Origin of the sequence: Paucilactobacillus wasatchensis (assembly GCF_000876205.1) — a bacterium.
In the GTDB taxonomy this organism is placed as follows: Bacteria; Bacillota; Bacilli; order Lactobacillales; family Lactobacillaceae; genus Paucilactobacillus; species Paucilactobacillus wasatchensis.
In genome coordinates this window covers 1-21116 of sequence record NZ_AWTT01000022.1, presented here as the reverse complement: position 1 = coordinate 21116, position 21116 = coordinate 1, and the positions used below count along the sequence as shown (strand labels likewise).

General features: G+C 40.6%; 18 protein-coding genes, 1 pseudogene, 1 riboswitch and 1 other annotated feature. Of the genes and pseudogenes, 13 read left to right on the top strand and 6 right to left on the bottom strand.

Features of this window, described 5'->3' with window-relative positions; all coding sequences use genetic code 11:
• Positions 1-11: 11 nt before the first annotated feature.
• The 4 genes and pseudogenes from WDC_RS05095 to metK all read left to right on the top strand — a co-directional run bounded on the left by WDC_RS05095 (position 12) and on the right by metK (position 3438).
• On the top strand, positions 12-584 hold the full coding sequence (locus WDC_RS05095) for a DDE-type integrase/transposase/recombinase (protein ID WP_225349617.1): 573 nt from the start codon (positions 12-14) through the stop codon (positions 582-584).
• A gap of 70 nt (positions 585-654) precedes the next feature.
• A complete protein-coding gene (locus tag WDC_RS09840; RefSeq protein WP_263640392.1) occupies positions 655-840 on the top strand; it encodes an IS3 family transposase in 186 nt (61 codons plus the stop codon).
• Positions 841-1099: 259 nt separating this feature from the next.
• Positions 1100-1999: pseudogene (locus tag WDC_RS05090) on the top strand (S1C family serine protease); the annotation flags it as partial.
• A gap of 150 nt (positions 2000-2149) precedes the next feature.
• Positions 2150-2253: riboswitch (SMK box riboswitch) on the top strand.
• Positions 2251-3438, top strand: a complete 1188-nt coding sequence (metK, locus tag WDC_RS05085; RefSeq protein WP_044010794.1) for a methionine adenosyltransferase — start codon at positions 2251-2253, stop codon at positions 3436-3438. Its footprint overlaps the riboswitch before it by 3 nt.
• Positions 3439-3678: 240 nt before the next feature.
• Here metK and WDC_RS05080 read toward each other — a convergent pair whose 3' ends face one another.
• Positions 3679-4395 carry an SDR family NAD(P)-dependent oxidoreductase gene (locus WDC_RS05080; protein ID WP_044010793.1) on the bottom strand — a complete coding sequence of 239 codons (717 nt, stop codon included), beginning with the start codon at positions 4393-4395 and terminating at the stop codon, positions 3679-3681.
• Between the two features lie 223 nt (positions 4396-4618).
• Here WDC_RS05080 and WDC_RS05075 point away from each other — a divergent pair, with 223 nt between their 5' ends.
• Positions 4619-6100 carry an MDR family MFS transporter gene (locus WDC_RS05075; protein ID WP_044010792.1) on the top strand — a complete coding sequence of 494 codons (1482 nt, stop codon included), beginning with the start codon at positions 4619-4621 and terminating at the stop codon, positions 6098-6100.
• 271 nt (positions 6101-6371) lie between these two features.
• Here WDC_RS05075 and WDC_RS05070 read toward each other — a convergent pair whose 3' ends face one another.
• Both WDC_RS05070 and WDC_RS05065 read right to left on the bottom strand, forming a co-directional pair.
• Positions 6372-6932, bottom strand: a complete 561-nt coding sequence (locus WDC_RS05070; RefSeq protein ID WP_044010791.1) for a class I SAM-dependent methyltransferase — start codon at positions 6930-6932, stop codon at positions 6372-6374.
• Positions 6933-7574: a phosphatase PAP2 family protein gene (locus WDC_RS05065; RefSeq protein WP_052497801.1), complete on the bottom strand. Its 642-nt coding sequence runs from the start codon at positions 7572-7574 to the stop codon at positions 6933-6935. It lies immediately after the preceding gene.
• A 134-nt stretch (positions 7575-7708) separates the two neighbouring features.
• Positions 7709-7917, top strand: a binding site (T-box leader).
• Positions 7918-7995: 78 nt separating this feature from the next.
• On the opposite strand from WDC_RS05065, the gene leuS reads away from it, so the two are divergent.
• From leuS to WDC_RS05050, 3 genes are all read left to right on the top strand, one after another.
• The gene (gene leuS, locus WDC_RS05060; RefSeq protein ID WP_044010790.1) at positions 7996-10416 is read left to right on the top strand and encodes a leucine--tRNA ligase; all 2421 of its coding nucleotides are present in this window, start codon (positions 7996-7998) and stop codon (positions 10414-10416) included.
• A 171-nt stretch (positions 10417-10587) separates the two neighbouring features.
• Complete coding sequence (locus tag WDC_RS05055; RefSeq protein WP_044010789.1) at positions 10588-12234, top strand: putative polysaccharide biosynthesis protein; 1647 nt, start codon at positions 10588-10590, stop codon at positions 12232-12234.
• A gap of 11 nt (positions 12235-12245) precedes the next feature.
• Positions 12246-12956 carry a pseudouridine synthase gene (locus tag WDC_RS05050; RefSeq protein WP_044010788.1) on the top strand — a complete coding sequence of 237 codons (711 nt, stop codon included), beginning with the start codon at positions 12246-12248 and terminating at the stop codon, positions 12954-12956.
• A 45-nt stretch (positions 12957-13001) separates the two neighbouring features.
• Here WDC_RS05050 and WDC_RS05045 read toward each other — a convergent pair whose 3' ends face one another.
• The gene (locus WDC_RS05045; RefSeq protein WP_044010787.1) at positions 13002-13826 is read right to left on the bottom strand and encodes an NAD(P)H-hydrate dehydratase; all 825 of its coding nucleotides are present in this window, start codon (positions 13824-13826) and stop codon (positions 13002-13004) included.
• A gap of 121 nt (positions 13827-13947) precedes the next feature.
• Here WDC_RS05045 and pepV point away from each other — a divergent pair, with 121 nt between their 5' ends.
• Together pepV and WDC_RS05035 are read left to right on the top strand one after the other, a co-directional pair.
• Complete coding sequence (gene pepV, locus WDC_RS05040) at positions 13948-15348, top strand: dipeptidase PepV (protein ID WP_044010786.1); 1401 nt, start codon at positions 13948-13950, stop codon at positions 15346-15348.
• A 97-nt stretch (positions 15349-15445) separates the two neighbouring features.
• Entirely contained in the window at positions 15446-15946 is a 501-nt protein-coding gene (locus tag WDC_RS05035) for a universal stress protein (RefSeq protein WP_044010807.1), read from the top strand.
• A 192-nt stretch (positions 15947-16138) separates the two neighbouring features.
• Here WDC_RS05035 and WDC_RS05030 read toward each other — a convergent pair whose 3' ends face one another.
• The gene (locus WDC_RS05030; protein WP_044010785.1) at positions 16139-16855 is read right to left on the bottom strand and encodes a helix-turn-helix domain-containing protein; all 717 of its coding nucleotides are present in this window, start codon (positions 16853-16855) and stop codon (positions 16139-16141) included.
• Positions 16856-17240: 385 nt separating this feature from the next.
• Here WDC_RS05030 and WDC_RS05025 point away from each other — a divergent pair, with 385 nt between their 5' ends.
• The gene (locus tag WDC_RS05025) at positions 17241-17981 is read left to right on the top strand and encodes a response regulator transcription factor (protein WP_044010784.1); all 741 of its coding nucleotides are present in this window, start codon (positions 17241-17243) and stop codon (positions 17979-17981) included.
• 110 nt (positions 17982-18091) lie between these two features.
• Positions 18092-19315, top strand: a complete 1224-nt coding sequence (locus WDC_RS10020; RefSeq protein WP_052497800.1) for a glucosaminidase domain-containing protein — start codon at positions 18092-18094, stop codon at positions 19313-19315.
• Between the two features lie 38 nt (positions 19316-19353).
• Here the strand turns inward: WDC_RS10020 and WDC_RS05015 are convergent, their stop codons facing one another.
• Positions 19354-19998 (bottom strand): deoxynucleoside kinase, encoded by a 645-nt coding sequence (locus tag WDC_RS05015; protein WP_044010783.1) that lies wholly within the window; start codon positions 19996-19998, stop codon positions 19354-19356.
• A 231-nt stretch (positions 19999-20229) separates the two neighbouring features.
• Between WDC_RS05015 and WDC_RS05010 the strand changes: the two genes are divergently transcribed.
• Positions 20230-20997 (top strand): Cof-type HAD-IIB family hydrolase, encoded by a 768-nt coding sequence (locus WDC_RS05010; protein WP_044010782.1) that lies wholly within the window; start codon positions 20230-20232, stop codon positions 20995-20997.
• The last annotated feature ends 119 nt before the right edge of the window (positions 20998-21116 follow it).

Below are 21116 nucleotides of genomic sequence, written 5' to 3'. Positions count from 1 at the left end.
GAATTAGCTTCATGTGCCAGTATATCGGCGTATCTCGCGCTGCATACTACAAGTGGACGCACCACAAAGTTACGGCTCATAAACTCGAAAATGAAGCAATTTTGGACTATATCATCGAACGAGAAGAGTCAAAAAACTATATTTACGGTGTACGCACTATGACTATGTACATTAATGAAGAGACACCTTATCACGCCGGTGAAGGACGAGTACGTCGCATCATGCGTAATAACGGTATTCACTCATCAATTCGTGTGGCCAAGCGTGATCACAAAGCAGAGAAGAAAGAGTATATCCTCGCCAATAAATTACTTTGCGAAGACGGCAGTCACGACTTCGCTCCTAAACGCCCAAACATAACTTGGGTAACCGATTGTAGTGAGCTGAGATTCGGACCAGGTAAGAAGCAACGATTACGTCTGAGCGCTATTAAGGATCTGTATGACCATAGTATTATTGCATGGAGTGTAGCTAGTACAGAAACGACACAATTAGTATCAGAAACAATCACGAAGGCCCTAAAGGCAAATCACGGTCTGAAGCCACAGATTCTTCATTCCGACCAAGGGTCGGCTTACACCTAACACCCTGTTGGCCGGGAAAGGTATTGTACACAGCATGTCTCGTCCAGGAACTCCGGGTGATAATAGCGCAATGGAGTGCTTCTGGAGCCAGTTAAAAACAGAAGAGCTGGCCTTCGAGAATCCATTTTCAGAGATCGAACTCATCGGCATCATCAGGGCATACATCACATGGCATAACACAGAACGACGTCAAAAAACATTAAACGGCATGACCCCGGAAAAATACCGGAATCATGCCGTTCAGAAAAGTGCATAAGAATTTAATTATTTGAACTGTCTACTTGACAAGGAGTCGCGCCGAATCCCATTGCGGCTTTTTGTATTATACCCAGACATTTGCGGGTGCGCACACGTTGCCACAATTTAAAATATTTCATTATCCAAAACTTGTAGTTTTACACCAAGATTACCTCAAACTAATAAGTAGATCATATTTTATATTATTAACATAATTTCTTCAAACTTACCTAATACAATGGATGTGTTAAGCAATATAGCAATGAGGAGATAGCAGAATGGATGAGCAAAATAACAATAATAATGAGATCAAACAACCAGCTAAAAAGAAAACAAGTGCTAAATTAGTGGTTGTTGCAGTGATTGCTGGATTAATCGGTGGTGGTGTTGCTTATGGTGGTGCTGATCTGTATCAAAATTATCAATCATCCGGCAGTAGTCTTTTTTCCAGCAGTAGCAATTCGGGCGCAACCGTAGTTAATCAAAGTAAGACAACCGGGACTAGCTCGGCTACGAAAGCCTATAATAAAGTCAAAGGTGCCGTTGTATCTGTCATTAATTTGCAAGAATCACAAAGTAGTGGTTCGACACTGTCAGCTTATGGTGAGACTGATAGCAGCACTTCAAGTAGTAGCTCACTGGAAGAAGCCAGTGAAGGTTCTGGTATCATTTACAAAAAATCAAATGGTAGTGCTTATATTGTTACTAATAATCACGTTGTTTCCGGCTCATCATCCTTGGAAGTTATTTTGAATAGTGGCAAAAAAGTAACTGCCACACTGGTTGGGACAGCTAAATCAACTGATTTAGCTGTGTTAAAAATTAGTGATGATAACGTGACTACGGTTGCTAGTTTTGCTAATTCAAACCAGATTAGCGCAGGACAAAGTGTGTTAGCAATCGGTTCTCCGCTTGGAACGACGTATGCTTCTTCGGTGACAAAGGGTATTGTGTCAGCTAAGAGTCGAACAATTACGACATCTTACGGTAAGGCAACGGTTATTCAAACAGATGCAGCCATCAATGCAGGAAATTCAGGTGGACCATTAATTAACTTGTCTGGTCAAGTAGTTGGAATTAATTCAATGAAATTAGCATCGGATAACGATGGTACAAGTGTTGAAGGAATGGGCTTTTCGATTCCAAGTAATAAAGTTGTTTCGGTGGTCAATAAAATAACAAGTGAATAAAGTTCGTTTTGTATTTAAAATAAACTGGCTGGTTCTGAATTGAATCGGTCAGTTTATTTTTAATTTAATTCCGGATGCTTAAATGCAGTTGGCATATAAATTACCTTGTGTCACTTCCGGTTTTTGTGCTAAGATATTATTCGTTATAAGTCCATTCCCGATAGGATTCACTGCCTGTGAAGATGCCTTGTAACCGCAATTCGAGTGCAATTGCACTTAAACCAAATGGGGGAATTATTTTGTCAGAACGACATTTATTTACATCAGAATCAGTTTCAGAAGGACATCCAGATAAAATTGCTGATCAAATTAGCGATGCAATTTTGGATGCCATGTTAGAACAGGATCCGGATGCCCGGGTGGCCTGCGAAACATCAGTTACTACAGGATTAGTATTAGTCTTTGGTGAAATATCAACGTCTGCGTATGTTGATATTCAACACGTTGTGCGTCAAACAATTAAGGAAATCGGTTATACCGATTCTAAATTTGGCTTTGATGGAGATACATGTGCTGTCATGGTAGCGATTGACGAACAGTCATCAGATATTGCCCAAGGGGTTGACGATGCACTTGAGCGCCGCGAAGGTGATCAGGATCCATTGGATCAAATTGGTGCCGGTGATCAAGGATTAATGTTTGGCTATGCCATCGACGAAACACCAGAATTAATGCCACTACCAATTTCATTAAGCCACAAACTAATGCAACGAATTGCATGGCTGCGAAAAAATGGTACGCTCAGTTACTTGCGACCAGATGCTAAGGCTGAAGTGACAGTTGAGTACGACGATAACAATGTTCCAGAACGAATCGATACTGTTGTTTTGAGTACACAGCATGATCCAGATGTGACATTGGATCAAATTCGGCAAGACGTGATTGAAGAAGTTATTAAGCATGAAATTCCTGCTAAGTATTTAGATGATGATACTAAATATTTAATTAATCCAACTGGTCGGTTTGTGATTGGTGGCCCACAAGGGGATGCCGGTTTGACAGGCCGTAAGATTATTGTCGACACATACGGTGGGGCAGCCCATCATGGTGGTGGTGCTTTCTCAGGTAAGGATGCTACCAAAGTTGACCGGTCAGCTAGTTATGCTGCGCGTTATATTGCTAAAAATATTGTTGCTGCAGGATATGCTCGCAAGGTAGAAATCCAGTTAGCATACGCAATTGGTGTGGCACAACCAGTGTCAGTAGCAATTGATACTTTTGGTACCAGTTCAGTTTCAGAACAAAAACTAACTGAAGCGGTCCGAAAAACCTTTGATTTACGACCAGAAGGCATCATTGAAATGCTAGATCTAAAGCGCCCAATCTACAAGCAAACGGCAGCTTACGGTCATTTTGGTAGAACAGACATTGATTTACCATGGGAACATACGGATAAGATTGATGCATTAAAGGCAGAGTTAGGATAGAAATAAAGAGTGTGAATCAAGCCGTTAAGATGTTGTAGGCTAAGCCAAAAAAACAGGGACTAAATTCGAATTATGAATTTAGTCCCTGTTTTTTTGATTTAGCCCTAAACATCTGGCTTGATTCACACGTTTCAGCAATAAAAATAGCAAGTGGACGAGAGAATTATGAATTTAGTCCCTGGTTTTTTTGATTTAGCCCTAAACATCTGGCTTGATTCACACGTTTCCCTGAATTTAAAGTTATTGTGCCGTATATCCACCATCAACGTTAATCAACGATCCAACCACAAAGGACGCCTCATCACTAGCCACAAACGCGATCACATTGGCAATTTCCTCCGGCTGAGCTAACCGACCAATCGGCATTTTGCTGACCATGCCATCAGTAACATCTTTTGGCAGTGTTTTTAGCAGGGGCGTGGCAACGTATCCTGGCGCAATCGCATTAAAGCGAATACCACTTGTGGCATAGGTGATGGCTTGTGATTTGGTGTAATTGGCCACGCCAGCTTTAGCAGCTGAATAGGCTTGGGATTTAGGACCACCGACAACTCCTAAAATGGAACTCATGTTGATGACACTGCCACTGCCTTGCTTGACCATTTGCGCTACCACAAATTTATTGGTTAAAACCACGCCAGTAAGATCGATATTGATTACTTTATTCCAGTTATCAACATTCAACTCTGCCACCGGGGCTTTTTCTTCTGCCACACCGGCGTTAGCAACTAGAATATCTATTTTGCCATATTTTTTAACCACAGTTTCGACCATCGCTTGAAGTGAATCAGCGTTAGTTACATCGGTTTTGACAAAATCAACCGCTGAATTGGCAGCTGGATTCAGATCCGCTGAAACGGCCACCGCTCCTTGTGCAATGAATTTCTCTGCGGTCGCTAACCCAATACCAGAAGAACCACCAGTAATGACACCAACTTTTCCTTTAAGCCTATCCATAATGATACCTCCCTAGAAGTTTTCTATTATTACTGTACCCCCAAATCACCATAAAAGTAAGCGTTAACATTTATATATGATAAAAAACTCATGCAAACTAAAATCAAGTCTAGTAGAATAGACTGATGTGATTTTATTGACTACGAATTAAAATAATCATGCGAAGATGTTATCAGCATGAGAGTTGATGATAATTAAAAACAGAAGGCAAAGGAAGGTATGTATGAACAAAAAAACAAATGTGACAGTTGTCACGATTGCAATCTTCGTGGCCACTTTTATGAGTGCCGTTGAGGGAACAATTGTTTCAACCGCAATGCCAACAATTGTTGGTGACCTGAAGGGTGTTTCGATCATGAATTGGGTCTTTTCAATTTTCTTATTGACTAATGCGTTAGCAACACCAATTTATGGTAAATTAGCGGATCGCATTGGCCGTAAACCAGTTTTTTTATTTGGCTTAATCGTGTTTGTGATTGGTTCAACGATGAGTGGACTGTCAAATTCAATGGGGGAGTTGATCTTTTGGCGTGCAATCCAAGGAGTTGGTGCCGGGACCATTATGCCGGTGTCATTTACGATTATTGCTGACATTTATCCATTTGAAAAAAGAGCGAAGGTAATGGGCTTTAACGGATCCGCTTGGGGCATTGCCTCCGTGGTAGCACCATTATTAGGAGGATTTATTGTTGATCAACTAAGCTGGCATTGGGTCTTTTTCATCAATATTCCAGTGGGCTTAATTGCAATGGTGATGATCTGGGGCTTCCTACACGAAGAAAAGCATGTCACTAAATCTAAATTGGATGTACTTGGCATTGTTTGGTTATCAGTCTCTTTGATTGGTTTAATGTATGGTTTTCAATTATTGAGCATGACGACGCACGCACTGTGGCAGGTTGTACTGAGTTTTGCAATTTTTATTGTTAGCATGTTGCTGTTTATCCGCCAAGAAAAACGGGCCGATGATCCAATTATTTTTCTGCAGCTTTTTGAAAATCGGACGTTTGTAATTCAAAACTTCGCTGCTGCAATGGTGGCAGCATACCTGATTGCGTTTAATGTGTACCTACCAATGTGGACACAAGGATTATTGGGGCTACGAGCCTCGATGGCTGGTTTTGCAGTCACTCCCAGTTCAATTATGTGGATTATCGGCTCGTTTATTGCGGGTCGCCTGTTAGCTAAATCAAACCCACAACGATTATTATTCTTTAGTTTGAGTGTGGTGACAGTGATGGCAATTGCAATGGCACTAATTCCACAGCAGACACCATTCTGGGTTTTCTTAGCATTTTCGACTGTTTTTGGTATTGGTTTTGGTACAACAATTACTGGGACAACAGTGACATCGCAAAGTTTGGTATCACACGATATTATTGGCGTGGCAACTTCATTTAATACGCTAGTGCGCTCCCTATCACAAACCATCATGATTGCCATTTTTGGAATTATCATGAATTATTCGATGGCCACAGGGATTCAAAAGCATGCAGGCGAGGGCGTCAAGTTATCAATGATGAACAAAATGATTAATCCGCAAACGGTGACACAGTTACCACAGCATCTGATCCCGACCTTACGGCAAATCTATTATGGCGGCTTGCATAATGTCTTTTTGATTGGATTGGCACTGGTCGTGTTGGCATTAATTGTGAATGTGTTTGACCAACAAGACAGTAAGAGTGATAAAAAAGGCGCATAGATTCTGAGCATACTACGTAGCTAAGCGCAGGAATCTGCCTTTTTTATCACGTTTCCGCAATTAAGAATATATTGGGCCTAGTAAAGGGAATGATACGAATTTAGTATCGTTCCCTTTACGTAGCTAAGCGCAAGACCAAATTACCCATCGCTTTAGCGGATCAGTAATATGGACAGCGAAGCGATATTTATACATCACAGGTTTTAAAAATAACTTTTGCCAAATAAAAAATAAAAAAGGCTGAAGCAAAATCGTAATTTGCTCAGTCTATTTATCGTTTTTGAATGACCACTAATCTAGGCGGTGTATGCACTTGATTAATGAATTGGTACTCTAATACATTGTATGTTTTTTGGTCGAGCTGTCGGGCAAATTGTTCAACTGATTCGCGTTCTTCTTCGCCACCGGGGTGACCATAATAAATTACAATACAAATTGTGCCACCGCGACGCAACAACAACATGAGAGTCTTAATTGCCGTCAAAGTTGTGACACCGTGAGTAATAATTGATTTATCGCCGCCAGGTAAGTAACCAAGATTAAAAATGGCACCGCCGATCGGCTGGTGGACATACTGGGCGATGTTTTCATGACCGTCGCAAATCAAAGTTGTCTGCGCCTGTAAACCGGTCAATAGTAACTGTTGTTTGGTTTGATCAATTGCAGCTTGCTGAATATCAAACCCATAGACTTTTCCTGTTTTACCAACTAGCGAGGCAAAAAAGATTGTGTCGTTACCATTGCCCACAGTGGCATCAACGACAGTGTCACCCAGGCCAACGTTCTCTGATAAAACGGTATGACTAAATTCTAATGCCGATTGCAGATTCAATTATTTCACCACTTTTCGAAAACCAAAAGCCATTTGTCCAAGCATGAGGATGATGAAACCGAGACAAAAACCAGCTACAACATCGCTTGGATAATGCACACCGACGTAGACGCGCGAATAACCAACTAATAAAATTAGTAGTAACAAAATGAAATTAGTAACCCAGCGCTGCCAGCGAATGACGATATTGTATTGAACTAACACAATAATTGAACCTAAGACTAACGTTGCGCCAATAGCGTGACCACTTGGAAAACTGTAACCACCATAATGCATTAAAAGGTCAAAGTTTGGCCGTGGTCGGCGAACAATGTTTTTAATACCGGTATTGATTAATGAACCAACTGCAGGAACCAAAATAAAGAACAAGGCTGAGTTATTACGGTGATCAATCGCAAAGATAATGGTACCAATGACCACGATTACCATCATTGGAATCGTATTGAAGAATGTTGTATACCAGGTTAGCAATAAACTTTCCCAGTTTGTCTGGGGAAAGCGAATCCAGTGGATTAAAGTAAAATCAAATGATTGCACCCAATTGGCATCTTGCTGCACGCCGCCATATAATAAAATGAATAGTGCCACCGCAATTAAAACCAAGATTGTTTGGCTTTTGCTTAATCGGTGTGAAGCTCCCATTGTGTTATCCCCCGTTAATCTATTCAATGCTAATATTGTAGCATTGAATTTGGTCAACTGTATTGCAGTTTTATTACAGACATATAAAGTCAACCTTGCAAAAGGTGCAATGCTTTGCTAGTATGGTAGTCAATATTTAATCGTTGACAGGGATTATTAGAAAGCCAGCTACTAACAGAAACCACATGGTAATGTGAATGTGGATTAGCCACTTTTGAACTCACCCTTGAGAACTCTTTGCCAAAGTCACAGTAAGCAAAGACGTGCGTTCGCGTTAAGACACTTTCGAAGAGCTACATTATGTAGAAGATGGGTGGTACCGCGGAGTAAATTCGTCCTATAGGAAACTAATTTCCTATGGGATTTTTTATTTCTGGCAACGATTTTACATACTAATTCAATTTGAGGAGACGATTTATTCATGGCTTACAATCATGACGTGATTGAGCGCAAGTGGCAACATTATTGGAAAACACATAAGACTTTTAAGGCAGATATTGATACAACTAAGCCTAAATACTATGCTCTGGATATGTTTCCTTATCCATCTGGCCAAGGATTACATGTTGGTCACCCAGAAGGTTACACGGCAACTGATGCTATTTCGCGGATGCGCCGGATGCAAGGCTTTAACGTGTTACATCCAATGGGGTGGGATGCATTTGGATTACCAGCCGAACAGTATGCGTTGAAAACGGGACATAATCCAAAAGATTTTACGGCGCAAAATATCAAGGTGTTTAAGCACCAAATCCAATCGCTCGGTTTTTCATATGATTGGGATCGTGAAATTAATACCACGGATCCTAAATTTTACAAATGGACTCAGTGGATTTTTGAACAGTTATATAAAAAAGGTCTCGCGTATGAAGACAAAATCATGGTTAACTGGGCTCCTGATTTTATGGGTGGCACGGTGGTGGCCAATGAAGAAGTTGTCGACGGCAAAACGGAGCGTGGTGGTTATCCCGTTTATCGAGTACCAATGCGCCAATGGGTATTGCGGATTACCAAATATGCTGATCGTTTGATCGATGACTTAGATGACGTGGATTGGCCTGAAAGTATCAAGGAACAACAACGAAATTGGATCGGGCGTTCTGAAGGAGCTAGCATCTTTTTTGATGTTGATAGGCATCCTGATGCTAAAATTGAAGTCTTTACCACCCGTCCGGATACACTTTATGGTGCCACATACATGGTCCTCGCACCCGAACATGATTTAGTTAACCAAATTACGACACCAGCACAAAAGACTGAGGTTGAAGCTTATCAAGAAGAGGTTTCGCGACGTTCCGATCTAGAACGAACTGATTTGAATAAAGATAAGTCAGGGGTCTTTACCGGTGCATATGGCATTAATCCAGTTAATGGTAAAAAGATTCCAATCTGGATTGGTGATTATGTTCTCGCTTCTTATGGTACTGGTGCCATTATGGCTGTGCCAGCCCATGATGAGCGTGATTGGGATTTTGCCACTAAATTTGGCTTAGAAATTATCCCCGTGATTGAGGGTGGCGATGTCACTACGGCTGCCTTTACCGAGGATGGTCCCCATATTAATTCCGATATTGTGAATGGAATGGACAAGAAGACAGCCATTCATACCATGATTGACTGGCTGGAAGAGCACCACGCTGGTGATAAAAAAGTCAATTATCGCTTACGTGACTGGATCTTTTCACGGCAACGTTACTGGGGTGAGCCTATTCCAGTAATTCACTGGGAAGATGGCGAAAGCACGCTGGTTCCTGAAGATGAGTTACCACTACGCTTACCAGCAAGTAAACAACTGGAGCCATCTGGAACAGGCGAAAGTCCATTGGCTAACATTGATGACTGGGTCAATGTGGTCGATGAAAACGGTCGTAAGGGTAAACGTGAAACTAATACGATGCCACAATGGGCCGGGTCATCATGGTACTGGTTGCGGTATATGGATCCACATAATGATGATGCAATTGCTAGTTCAGAGGCGTTAAACTATTGGTCACCAGTTGATCTATACATTGGTGGCGCCGAACATGCCGTTTTACATTTGTTATATGCCCGTTTCTGGCACAAATTCTTGTATGACATTGGTGTTGTACCAACCAAAGAACCATTCCAGAAGTTAGTTAACCAAGGCATGATTTTGGGTGCTAATCACGAAAAAATGTCGAAGTCAAAGGGTAACGTGGTTAACCCTGATGACATTGTGTCGCAATACGGCGCTGATACATTACGGTTGTACGAGATGTTCATGGGCCCCTTGGAAGATTCAGTGCCGTGGGATGAAAAGGGACTGCACGGCAGCAACAAGTGGATTCAACGACTATGGCGGCTGATGATTGATGATAATAATCATTTGCGCGACCGTGTGACCACGTATAATGACGGTAAATTGACTAAGGTCTATAACCAAACGGTTAAAAAGGTGACCGAAGATTTCAGTCGGTTGCACTTTAACACTGGTATTTCGCAGTTAATGGTCTTTGTCAACGAGGCCTACAAGGTTGATGACTTACCGGTTGAATACATGGAAGGCTTTGTCAAAATGATCTCGCCAATTATGCCGCACATGGCCGAAGAGTTGTGGAGCCAATTTAACGAAAGTGAAACAATTGCTTATCAAAAATGGCCTACGTATGATCCAGCTCAGTTGGTGGAAGATGAAGTTGAAATCGTTGTTCAGATTAATGGTAAAGTTAAAAGTCATTTGAAGGTGGCCAAGGATGCTGCTAAAGATGATCTTGAAAAATTAGCTTTAGCTGATGAACACGTGCAAAAGAATTTGACCGACCAAACTGTACGTAAGGTAATTGTGATACCAAACAAGATTGTTAATATTGTGGCTAAGTAACAACACCACAAATTAAAACCAATTAGACTTTACTAATTAAAGTTTGATTGGTTTTTTATTCGATTAATTCGTCTATTTGCCAAGATCTTATTAAAATCTGAAAATTAAATTGCACCTGAAATGCATAAACGCTAAAATGGTTAGGATGAAGATTAGAAAGTAGGCAAACAGATGGCGAAACAATCTGGGTCGGCACTGGACTTAACAAAACAACAAGACGCTCAAACAAAGATGTTGAGTGGTTCAGCATGGATGACCGCGGGCAGTATTTTTTCTCGTATTTTAGGTGCCATTTACATTATTCCGTGGGTTTCATGGTTAGGCGGATATAGTGATCAGGCCAACGCCTTGTACAGCAAAGGTTACAATATTTATAGTTTATTTTTGATGGCGGCGGTAGCTGGAGTACCATCTGCTATTTCAAAGTTAGTATCTCATTACAATGCAATGAACGAATATGGGGTTGGACGCAGACTGTACCATCATGGCATGTACGTTTCAGCTTTAACAGGGTTTGTTTCAGCCGTAATTTTATACTTTGGGGCACCTTTATTTGCTGACGGGGATGCGAATGTCATTCCAGTTTTGCGCTCATTGACGCTGGCAATTCTGGTGATCCCATCAATGAGTTTAGTGCGTGGCTTTTTCCAAGGGTATCAGCAAATGGCACCCTCTGCGATTTCACAATTTGTGGAACAGGTTTTTCGCGTGGTTTATATGCTTGCCGCCACCTTTTTTATCATGCGCATTCAGCATGGTAGCTGGGTTAGTGCTGTTTCACAATCGACTTTTGCCGCCTTTATTGGTGCGCTAGGTAGTATTTTATTGTTGGCGTATTATTATCTGCGCAACAAGAGCACGATGGATGAGTTGGTTGAAAAAAGTGATAATCAACTGGTGGTCTCATCATGGTCTCTGATCCGTGATATTATTTTTCAAGCAATTCCGTTTATTATTGTGTCTTCAGGAATCATTATTTTTTCTTTAATCGATCAGTATACTTTTTTTAATGTAATGCGATATTTACATGGTTACACAATGACGGAATTGAACCAACTGTACGCATTGTTCTCATTCAATGCCAACAAGTTGATGATGGTGGTAATTTCCTTAGCATCAGCTTTATCAATCACGGTTATTCCAATGTTATCTGCTGCGAAAACTAAAAATGACGTGGCTGGCATTCGGCAACAAACATCCAATGCGTTATTGCTGTTTTATTTTGTGATGCTGCCGGCATCACTGGGAATGGCGGCAGTCTCAAAACCGTTGTATACCATTTTTTACCGGTTCAACGATTCTGGTACCACGATCTTGATATTTTCTGCCTACATTGCAATTATCTTAGGTCTGTACACGGTTGTTTCTGCAATCATGCAGGGCCTTTCACAAAATGTGCGAACACTAAAATATCTAGGTATTGGCATTGTGGTGAAATTGGTGTTGCAAGTTCCCGCAATTTTAATATTTAAAACGATTGGCCCATTGATTGCTACCGGGCTAGCTATGATAGTAACTGTTTATTTAATTATTCACACGTTAAACGTTGAATACCACTTACCGCTGCATAAAATGGCCAAACCAACGAACCAAATTCTACTATTTGCGATCATCACCTTTATTGTTGCTCGCCTGGCGGTCGATGTTTTCTACCTATTCTTTAGCAGTTACGGTCGCGGTTCTGCATTCCTAATTTTGATTATTAGTGTGATTTTGGGAGCGGGCGTTTACGTTGTTTTAGCACTTAAAACACGTTTGGCGGATCAATTACTTGGTGCTCGAGTAGCAGGTCTTAGACGGCGACTGCATATCAAATAGGGAGGACCAAGATGCGAATTGATAAGTTTCTTCATGACCAGCAATTTGGAACACGTACCCAAATCCACGAAATGATTAAGCAGCATCGAGTAATATTAAATCAAGATGTAGTTGACTCATTTAAGCAACAAGTGAATCCGACCACAGATGAAGTAATTGTTGATGACCAGCCGGTTGGAATGCAAATGGATTTTGTTTATTTAATGAATAAACCAATTGATGTAATTACGGCGACTACAGATGCGAGCCAAAAAACTGTGATGGATTTATTTACACAAGATGATTTTCGGGATGATTTATTTCCGGTCGGTCGGTTGGACAAGGATACAACTGGGGCATTGTTAATTACGAATAACGGTGCATTAGCTCATCAGTTGGTGAGTCCCAAAAAACACGTAACTAAAGTGTATGAGGTCAAAGTAACAGGTCAATTAACCGATAGTGAGATAGCACCATTGACGCAGGGACTCAAGTTAAAAAACGGGGAACATGTCATTGCCGATAGTGCGAAAATTATTGCCAGTGATTTGAATGAAACAGTACTTGAAATTGCGATCCATGAAGGTAAATATCATCAAATTAAGCGGATGATTGGCGCACTTGGGCAACGAGTGAATCAATTGAATCGAATTAGTTTTGCTGGCTTAACGGTGGCTGATTTGAAATTAGGTGAGTACCGACAGCTATCAAAAGATGAGGTTGCAAAGTTACTAAGATCGTAACAAAGGATCAAAAAATGGCTTACAGAAATTCTGCAAGTCATTTTTTTAATTTTCGTATTTTTTCATAAATATCGGCAATGCTCGACTAATTTGGTGCGGTAAAACTACATATTGTGTTTGTGCCAATTGTTCTGCAATGGCACTATGAGCGTACACAGCGGCTAGTGTGGCTTGGGTTGGATCAGCAAACTGAGCCGTAAACCCGCCGATAATGCCAGCTAATGTATCGCCCATACCACCAGTCGCTTGCGCTGGCGTTCCGATTGTTAATTGATAGGTATCGGAACCGGTGTAAATTTCAGTATGGTGTTTTTTCAAGACCACCGTAGCCCCTAGCTGCTGTTGCACTTTTTGATTGGCAGCTGGTGATTGTTCTGCAATGGCAATGCCAGATAGCCGTTGCCATTCCATTTGATGAGGAGTGAAAATGATATTACCGGCCGGTTGCTCAATCTTATTATGGGCCATCATCGTGATGGCGGAACCATCGATAACGACTGTCTGGTCAGAGTTCGTATTGGCGAAAACCTTCGCCAACACTTCTTGACTATGAAAATCGTCACCCAGACCAGGCCCTACCACGACAACGGTTGCCTCGCTGACCAAATGGCTTAACTGAACTTTGTCATAATAATTGACGAACATCGTTTCAGGTAATTGGGCGTGCAAGCTGGTTGAATTAGCGGTGTCAGTTGCAGTGGTGACCAATCCGGCGCCGGCGTACACCGTGGCCGTGGCCGCCATGATAATGGCACCACCAAAGTTGGCATTGCCACCGATTAAAACTACTTTGCCAAAGTTGCCTTTAAAACTATCTTCGGGGCGCCGTTTAATTACGTTAGTTAGTATTGTTTCATCTAATTGTTTCAAATTATCAACATCCTTTTCAAGTTCAGCTAAATTATAGCATTGCTAAACAGCTTTTTCCTAATAATGTAATTATGGTATGATAAACACATTCAATTTAGAACGCAATGGAGGATTTTGACGCATGATTGATTGGAAAACGAAAGCAAAACAACAACAAGAAGACTACCTAAATGATCTGATTTCATTAATGAAGATCCAAAGTGTGCGCGATGACACACAAGCAACCGATGAATTTCCATTAGGACCAAAGCCAGCACAGGCATTGACCATTTTTTTGGAAATGGCACAACAAGACGGTTTTAGGACCAGAAATATCGATAATGTGGTCGGCTATGCTGAATGGGGTGAGGGTGAAGAAACGCTCGCCATTTTAGCGCGCTTGGATGTCATGCCCGCTGGAAACAGCTGGGATACCGATCCATTTGACCCAGTGATTAAAAACGGTAATTTATATGGCCGTGGCGCCTCTGATGACAAGGGACCAGGAATGGCCGCTTACTACGCGTTGAAAACATTGAAGGATATGGACGTTAAATTTAATAAAAAGGTTCGATTTATCGTTGGCACTGATGAAGAAAGTGATTGGACAGGGATGAAGCGCTACTTTGAAGTCGAACCTGAACCAACGTTTGGTTTTTCACCAGACGCTGAATTTCCATTGATTAACGGAGAAAAGGGCAATGTATCCTTAAAACTAGATTTTGAAGGTGGTAATGATGGTTCAGTTCAGTTAAAATCATTCCATTCTGGTCTGCGCCCCAACATGGTGCCACGTGAGGCTGAGGCACAGGTAACATCTGATGACAATGCTTCATTGGTAAATGCATTTACCGAATTTGTTGCAAAGCAGCCGGTGACAGGCGAGGCGGTGGCCGAATCAGATGGTGTTAAGTTGATTATTGTTGGTAAAGCAGCGCACGGAATGGAACCACGAAATGGTGAAAACGCAGGGACTTATTTAGCTAGTTTCTTACAAACATATGATATCAAGGGCGCTGCGGGTAACTTTATTACCTTAATCGGTCAGTATATGCACCAAGATTCACGGTTGCACAACTTCGATTTGGCGTTCAAAGATGACGTCATGGGCGATTTAACGATGAATGTTGGGTTAATGAACTTTGACGAGCAAGATGGTGGGCAAATTGATATGAATTTCCGCTATCCGAAGGGGATTACACCTGATGAGATTCAGGCAAAGTTAGCTATGGTGACGACGCCCAAAAACGTCAAAGTTATACAGGGCGCATTCATGGTGCCACACTATGTAGATGCTAGTGATCCACTGGTAGTTACACTAATGGACGCATATCGCCATCAGACCGGTGACGTGGACGCACTACCGGAAGTAGTGGGTGGTGGCACATATGGTCGCATGATGAAGCGGGGAGTCGCTTTTGGTGCCTTGTTTGCGCACACTGAAGATACAATGCATCAAGCAAATGAATTTCAACCCGTCGATGATTTAATCATGGCCATGTCAATATACATGGAATCAATCTTTAACCTGGTAACTGATTAACGCCGTTTTGCTGTCATTTAAAACAATTTTTTGCTAAACTGAAGGTAACAAGCAGTTGATTAAGACTGTAATGACGAGTTTGGCGGAGGTGGCTGTGATGGCTAATTATCAGCATGTTCTTGTTGGAATTGATGGGTCAAAGCAATCTGAGATGGCATTGTCTAAGGCGATCGGGGCAGCATTACGCAATAATGCCAAACTTTCATTGCTCAGCGTGATTAACGGGGAGCGATTCCCCAATACGAGTGCATTAGGCTATAGGTTCATTGAGCACTCTGTGTATGACAGTTCTGTAAAAGAAATGGAAAAAGAGCTGTCACATTATAGGGATCAAGCTATGGCAGCTGGTGTGACTGAGGTTGATACTGAGGTCAAGATTGGCAATGCTAAAGTAGAACTAGGTGACAGGTTCCCAAATGACAATGATGTTGATTTAATTGTGATCGGTGCGACCGGACTCAATTTCATCGGTCGGATGATTGTGGGGTCCACGGCGGCATATATTGTTCGTGAAGCGCCGTGTGATGTCATTGTGGTCAAGACAGACCAAAATAATCAAGCGGTAGATTTACAAAAGACGACGTATCCGGAAATATAGGATGCAAACAACCGTATTAAGAAACCGAAAACTAATAAAAAATAAGCAATGCGATTCGAACTGTGAATTGCATTGCTTATTTTATTGTCAGACGCAGTTTTCTTTGCTTGTGAGCACATTTCGACAGTATAGATGGGATAAAAAAAGATGGCCAAAAGAGGAATTTCTTCCCAGCCATCTTATAGTTAAAAACTAATACTCCTGAAACTCCGTGACAAAGCGAGAACTAATCTTATAATCTTGATTGTCCACCAACTGCTTAATTAACGTTTTAGCCGCAGTCGTTTGCTTTGTTTTCGCTAGATACTGATACGCATATCGAACGCAAATCTTGAGCCAAAACAGTGACAGTTCATTGTTGACTTCAAAGTTAGCCATTAATGAATTGGTATCTCTGAAGTAAAACTCAGCACGGTTCAATTGATCTCGTTGGAAATAGATTTGGCCGAGACAAATTTGTGCTGCAATGACATATGAAGAATCAGCTTGCAGTGCATCATCTGAGACAAAATTAAAATGGAACACTGCACCATCTAAGTCATCATTTAGCAGACAGAGGTAACCAGATAGAAATTGAAACCGTTTGTTTAGAGCTTCATCATTTTCATCAAGCTTGGCACCAATTTGTTGCAATTTTTTATCTGCTGCATTAATTTGATCCAAGGCCACTAGACGCTCAGCATTTGTAATCTCATCTAGATTGTCCTCAACAGGTTGAAATTCTGAAACTACATCATTAAGAGTAAGGTCCAACCGCTGGCAAAGTTTAATCAAGGTTCCCAGTGAGGGGACGGTCCCCTTATTTTCAATGTTACTCATTGTTGCTTGCGTACAGATACCGGCAGCAAGTTCAGATTGGTTAAGGCCCTTTATCTTCCTTTGCTGCTTAATTGTTGAATTTAAAAACATTTGCTTCCCCTACCTTATTGAATTGAAAATACAAACTTGCACTTATTATAAACGTTTGTGACTAAATTGACTACGTATATGAAGAAAAATAGTGTGATATTTTTTTCTAATGCTATAATTAAGTTGTACTATATTAAAATAAATAATATTATTATATAATTGAAGAATAGTTATTACGATTTAGCTAGTGTTAACGAATTAAAAAGAAGCAAAGGTATAACTAAAATTAATTATATAGCGTAGGATATGATAGCTTCTTTGACACCAATTAACAAGTGAAACGCTTTAATTTAATGCTTACTTAAATAAGTTACTACGCGGGGAAACTGTTTAAGTTATTAGAGTGAAGCGAGAAAATCAAATGTGTGATTTGGGGGCGTAGATAATGCGTAATGTTTATTTATGTGATGATCAGGCAGTTGAACGGCAGTATTACGAAAAGCTAATTCAAACTGAGTTAGAGACTGGTAATTTATCAGCGCTGACGTATTGTTTTGCAACGGGAAGTTCGGCAGAATTGTTATTGTACATCAAAAATCATCCGCTGGAAACGAGTGTCTATTTTGTGGACGTTCAGTTAGGCGATAACAAGCGCGGCGGCATTGAATTGGCACAGCAAATTAGGGCAAATGATCCGAGCGCATTAATTGTGTTTTTAGCGTTACACGACGGGTTATCACTTGCAACGATTCAACAGCACATTGAGCCACTAGATTATATTATTAAACATACTGAACATGAACTGGAGCAACAGCGATTTGCTCATGATTTAAGAATTGCACACGAAAGAACTAAATCAGGATTTGAAGTGACGGGTAGTGTTTTTACATACCGACCTAATAATCGGATTTACCAATTAGGAATTCAGACCATCGATTATTTTAAAACAAGTGGCGTGCCACATAAACTCCAGCTTCAGGCGACGGATCGTGAAGTTGAAATTCGTGGAGAATTAAATGAAATTCAAAATCGACATCCGTTCTTATTTCGCGGTCACAAAGGGCTATTATTGAATCCAAATCGCATCAAATCAGTTGATTTGCAAACGAGATTAGTGAAATTTGTCGATAATAAATATTGCCAGGTAGCATATCGACGAGTGGCCGAGTTAAAGAAAATATTGTGAGGGTCGGGATAAATTTTTATCCCGGCTTTTTTAATGCAATCCATCATTTTCCCTCGTACGTATAAATTAGATAGACAATATCAATTAATACATACAAAGGGGATCAACCAATGCTAAAAATAACCGACAACAAAATATTGTCAAAATTCATGATCATTATTTTAGTAACTGCCCTCGGATTAAATTGGCTAACAACACCGATCTTGGCTGCAGCAGTACCAGACGAATCAAGTGAAGTGGAGTTAGCACTCAAGGATGTTGAAACAAATTTTCTAAAGCAAACATGGCTATCAAAGGAACAGCTAAGTCAAAAGTCAGCTCAATATCAAGCAACGTATGACCAACGATTACAAGTGTTAAAGACCGAATTTGATTGCGGGCGTGAAGCAGGTCAAAAAATATTTGAGCAGCATTTAGACCCACAGACAATTTTGGCAAAAAAACAAGAAAATCAATTTTATACGCTGGGCCTTAAAGTGGGTTACCAAGCTGCAAAAGATGATGCAGAAAAGGTAAATCATGAAATAACTAACCACAAAAAGATGGATGAAGAAGATCAAAAACAGCTAGACGCGGAGAAAATACCAGCGAAGGCAGAATTGCCACAAGCCAAACAGCGTTTTTTGCCCGACAGCCAAAATTGTGATGTGGCACCAAACCTCATGCACCCTTTACCACGGGGTGTTGCGACTATCGGTCATCAAAGATTTATCGAGCAGTTTGGCCAAACGGCACAAGTAATTGCATTTGAGCACAATTTATACGCGTCAGTAATGATTGCTCAGGCGGTACTAGAAAGTTCATGGGGTGCGAGTGAACTAAGCAGCGCCCCAAATTACAATTTATTTGGGATCAAAGGAGTGTTCGCAGGCGAGGGTGTGTTAATGAAAACTAATGAGGATAATGGGCATGGGAAGTTGTATCAGATTACGGGCCAATTTCGTCATTATCCGTCGTATGCTGCTTCATTAAATGACTATGCTAATATCATGCTGCGGCCAGTTTTTGCGCGAGCCTGGCGTTCAAATACAGCCAGTTATAAAGATGCAACTGCGGCTTTGACCGGAACATATGCCACCGATACGGCATACGGGGCCAAGTTAAACCAGATTATTGAAACCTATGATTTAACCAAATATGATCAGGTACCGGGCAAACAACCAACTGGCCATACTACGAGTCAAAAAGCTGAGCAACAACATGTGCCGACAAAACATAAGCTGAAACAAATTAAACAAAATCATGCAGTCAAAGCAAGTGCCCTGGATAACTGGTCATTTTTAGGTTGGTTAGGGTTGGGAGTCAGTGGTTGGTGGTTAAAAAAGAGGATATAAAAAGAACTGACAGATAGTCAGTTCTTAATATGGAAAAATTAATTTTGTGGTTGGCGGATATCATTTAAGTAACCGTCAATTTGTTTTAACACAAGATCAATGTTGCCTGGCTGGTCAAGATCGTATGTTTGTAAGTCAATCTTCATTTTAGGGCTAGCATCATATTCTTCAAACCAATCCTTGTAAGCTGACCACATTTTATAATAGTAGCTTTCCAATTCAGGATTGTTATCAAACTGCTCGTAGTCACGGCCACGTTTTTTAATGCGGTATAAAATGGTATCAAAATCAGTTTCCGCATAAACTAACAAATCTGGTGCCTTTTTAGGTAGCTGCTGCAAATCCATCATCATATTATCAAGTAGATTCAGATAGACACCCAACTCGGTATCAGTAATATTACCTTCTGCATTGTTTTCCTTTGTAAATAGGGCATCTTCATAAATTGAGCGGTCTAAAACGTTGTTATCATCATCCAACGCTTTTTTGATCATTGCAAAACGCTTATTTAGAAAATAGATTTGCAGTAAAAAGCCATACTGCTTTGGATCCTTATAATATAATGGTAAAACCGGATTTTCCCCAACTGGTTCATAAAATGCTTTGGTTCCTAAATGTTTGGCAATGAGTCCGGTAAGTGTTGTTTTGCCAACCCCGATCATTCCTGCTGTGATTATCACCATAGTGGCCCCTCTTTACGGTTATTTTTAAATTTCATGTTTAATAATACTACATTTAAATTGGAAATAGTATCGTACTAAAAGTCGGCTTTGTGCTGTAACTTGAGGTAGCACAGGGTTACCAGAAGATATTACAATTGCTTATCATTTTTTGGCGTGGTAGCTTTCTTTGAAAGCCAGTATAAGACACTGTATAATGAGATTATTAGATATAAATAGGGGATGACTAACGCTATGTATAAAGCGATCGTATTTTTTGATCTAGATGGGACACTATTAATGGATGATAAAAGTTTATCCGAAGAAAACATCCAAGCAATTCACGAGTTAGAACAAAACAATATTTTGCCGGTTGTGTCGACAGGTCGAAATATTTTTGAAGTACGATATGTGTTAGATGAAACTGGCATGGACTCAATTGTGAGTGCCAATGGTAGTTATGTTCAGTTTGAGGGAAAGAAGTTGCATGCAGAGTATCTGTCCCCTGAATTAATAGAAGAATTTAATTCGTTTGCAAATGCACAGGGTGATCCAGTTGCTTGGTTTAATCATCATGAATTTGCATTGAGCCAAGAAACTCCCGTCACAGATGAAAACTTTAAACTATTAGGATTAAACGCTCGGGTGGAACCGGATTGGTACAAATTCCATCACGTTAATTTTATGTTCGTGTTTAATTTCGATAAAGAAAAGTTGTACCAGGAACGGTTTAAGGGCGTATTATCACTGGTTCGTAATAATCCGCGTGGGCTAGATACGATGCTCGATGGTGTTTCCAAAAAATCAGGCATTCAAGAACTATTGGATTATGCTAACTTTGGGGATGTACCCACCTATGCGTTTGGGGATCAACTGAATGATTTGGAAATGTTCGATTTAGTGGATCATCCGATTTGCATGGCTAACGGTAATCCGGCGGCTAAAAAGAAGGCTGAGTTTGTAACTGATAGCAATATGAATGGTGGTATTGTGAAGGGCCTCCGTCATTTTGGGCTAGTTTAACATCACGTGAATATATTTAAATTTAATAAGATCTATATTTTAGAATATAAAGTCTCTGCCAATAAGGAACTATTGGCAGAGGCTATTTGTTACTCAAAATATATAGTAGAATTATTGGA

Excerpts from the sequence above, each read along its gene's own strand:
- WDC_RS05025 (WP_044010784.1), top strand. The coding sequence starts at position 17,241 with ATGCGTAATGTTTATTTATGTGATGATCAGGCAGTTGAACGGCAGTAT.
- pepV (WP_044010786.1), top strand. The coding sequence starts at position 13,948 with ATGATTGATTGGAAAACGAAAGCAAAACAACAACAAGAAGACTACCTA.
- WDC_RS05075 (WP_044010792.1), top strand. The coding sequence starts at position 4,619 with ATGAACAAAAAAACAAATGTGACAGTTGTCACGATTGCAATCTTCGTG.
- WDC_RS05030 (WP_044010785.1), bottom strand. The coding sequence starts at position 16,855 with ATGTTTTTAAATTCAACAATTAAGCAGCAAAGGAAGATAAAGGGCCTT.
- WDC_RS05015 (WP_044010783.1), bottom strand. The coding sequence starts at position 19,998 with ATGGTGATAATCACAGCAGGAATGATCGGGGTTGGCAAAACAACACTT.
- WDC_RS05095 (WP_225349617.1), top strand. The coding sequence starts at position 12 with ATGTGCCAGTATATCGGCGTATCTCGCGCTGCATACTACAAGTGGACG.
- WDC_RS05080 (WP_044010793.1), bottom strand. The coding sequence starts at position 4,395 with ATGGATAGGCTTAAAGGAAAAGTTGGTGTCATTACTGGTGGTTCTTCT.
- WDC_RS05065 (WP_052497801.1), bottom strand. The coding sequence starts at position 7,574 with ATGGGAGCTTCACACCGATTAAGCAAAAGCCAAACAATCTTGGTTTTA.
- leuS (WP_044010790.1), top strand. The coding sequence starts at position 7,996 with ATGGCTTACAATCATGACGTGATTGAGCGCAAGTGGCAACATTATTGG.
- WDC_RS05050 (WP_044010788.1), top strand. The coding sequence starts at position 12,246 with ATGCGAATTGATAAGTTTCTTCATGACCAGCAATTTGGAACACGTACC.
- WDC_RS10020 (WP_052497800.1), top strand. The coding sequence starts at position 18,092 with ATGCTAAAAATAACCGACAACAAAATATTGTCAAAATTCATGATCATT.
- WDC_RS09840 (WP_263640392.1), top strand. The coding sequence starts at position 655 with ATGGAGTGCTTCTGGAGCCAGTTAAAAACAGAAGAGCTGGCCTTCGAG.
- WDC_RS05035 (WP_044010807.1), top strand. The coding sequence starts at position 15,446 with ATGGCTAATTATCAGCATGTTCTTGTTGGAATTGATGGGTCAAAGCAA.
- WDC_RS05055 (WP_044010789.1), top strand. The coding sequence starts at position 10,588 with ATGGCGAAACAATCTGGGTCGGCACTGGACTTAACAAAACAACAAGAC.
- WDC_RS05010 (WP_044010782.1), top strand. The coding sequence starts at position 20,230 with ATGTATAAAGCGATCGTATTTTTTGATCTAGATGGGACACTATTAATG.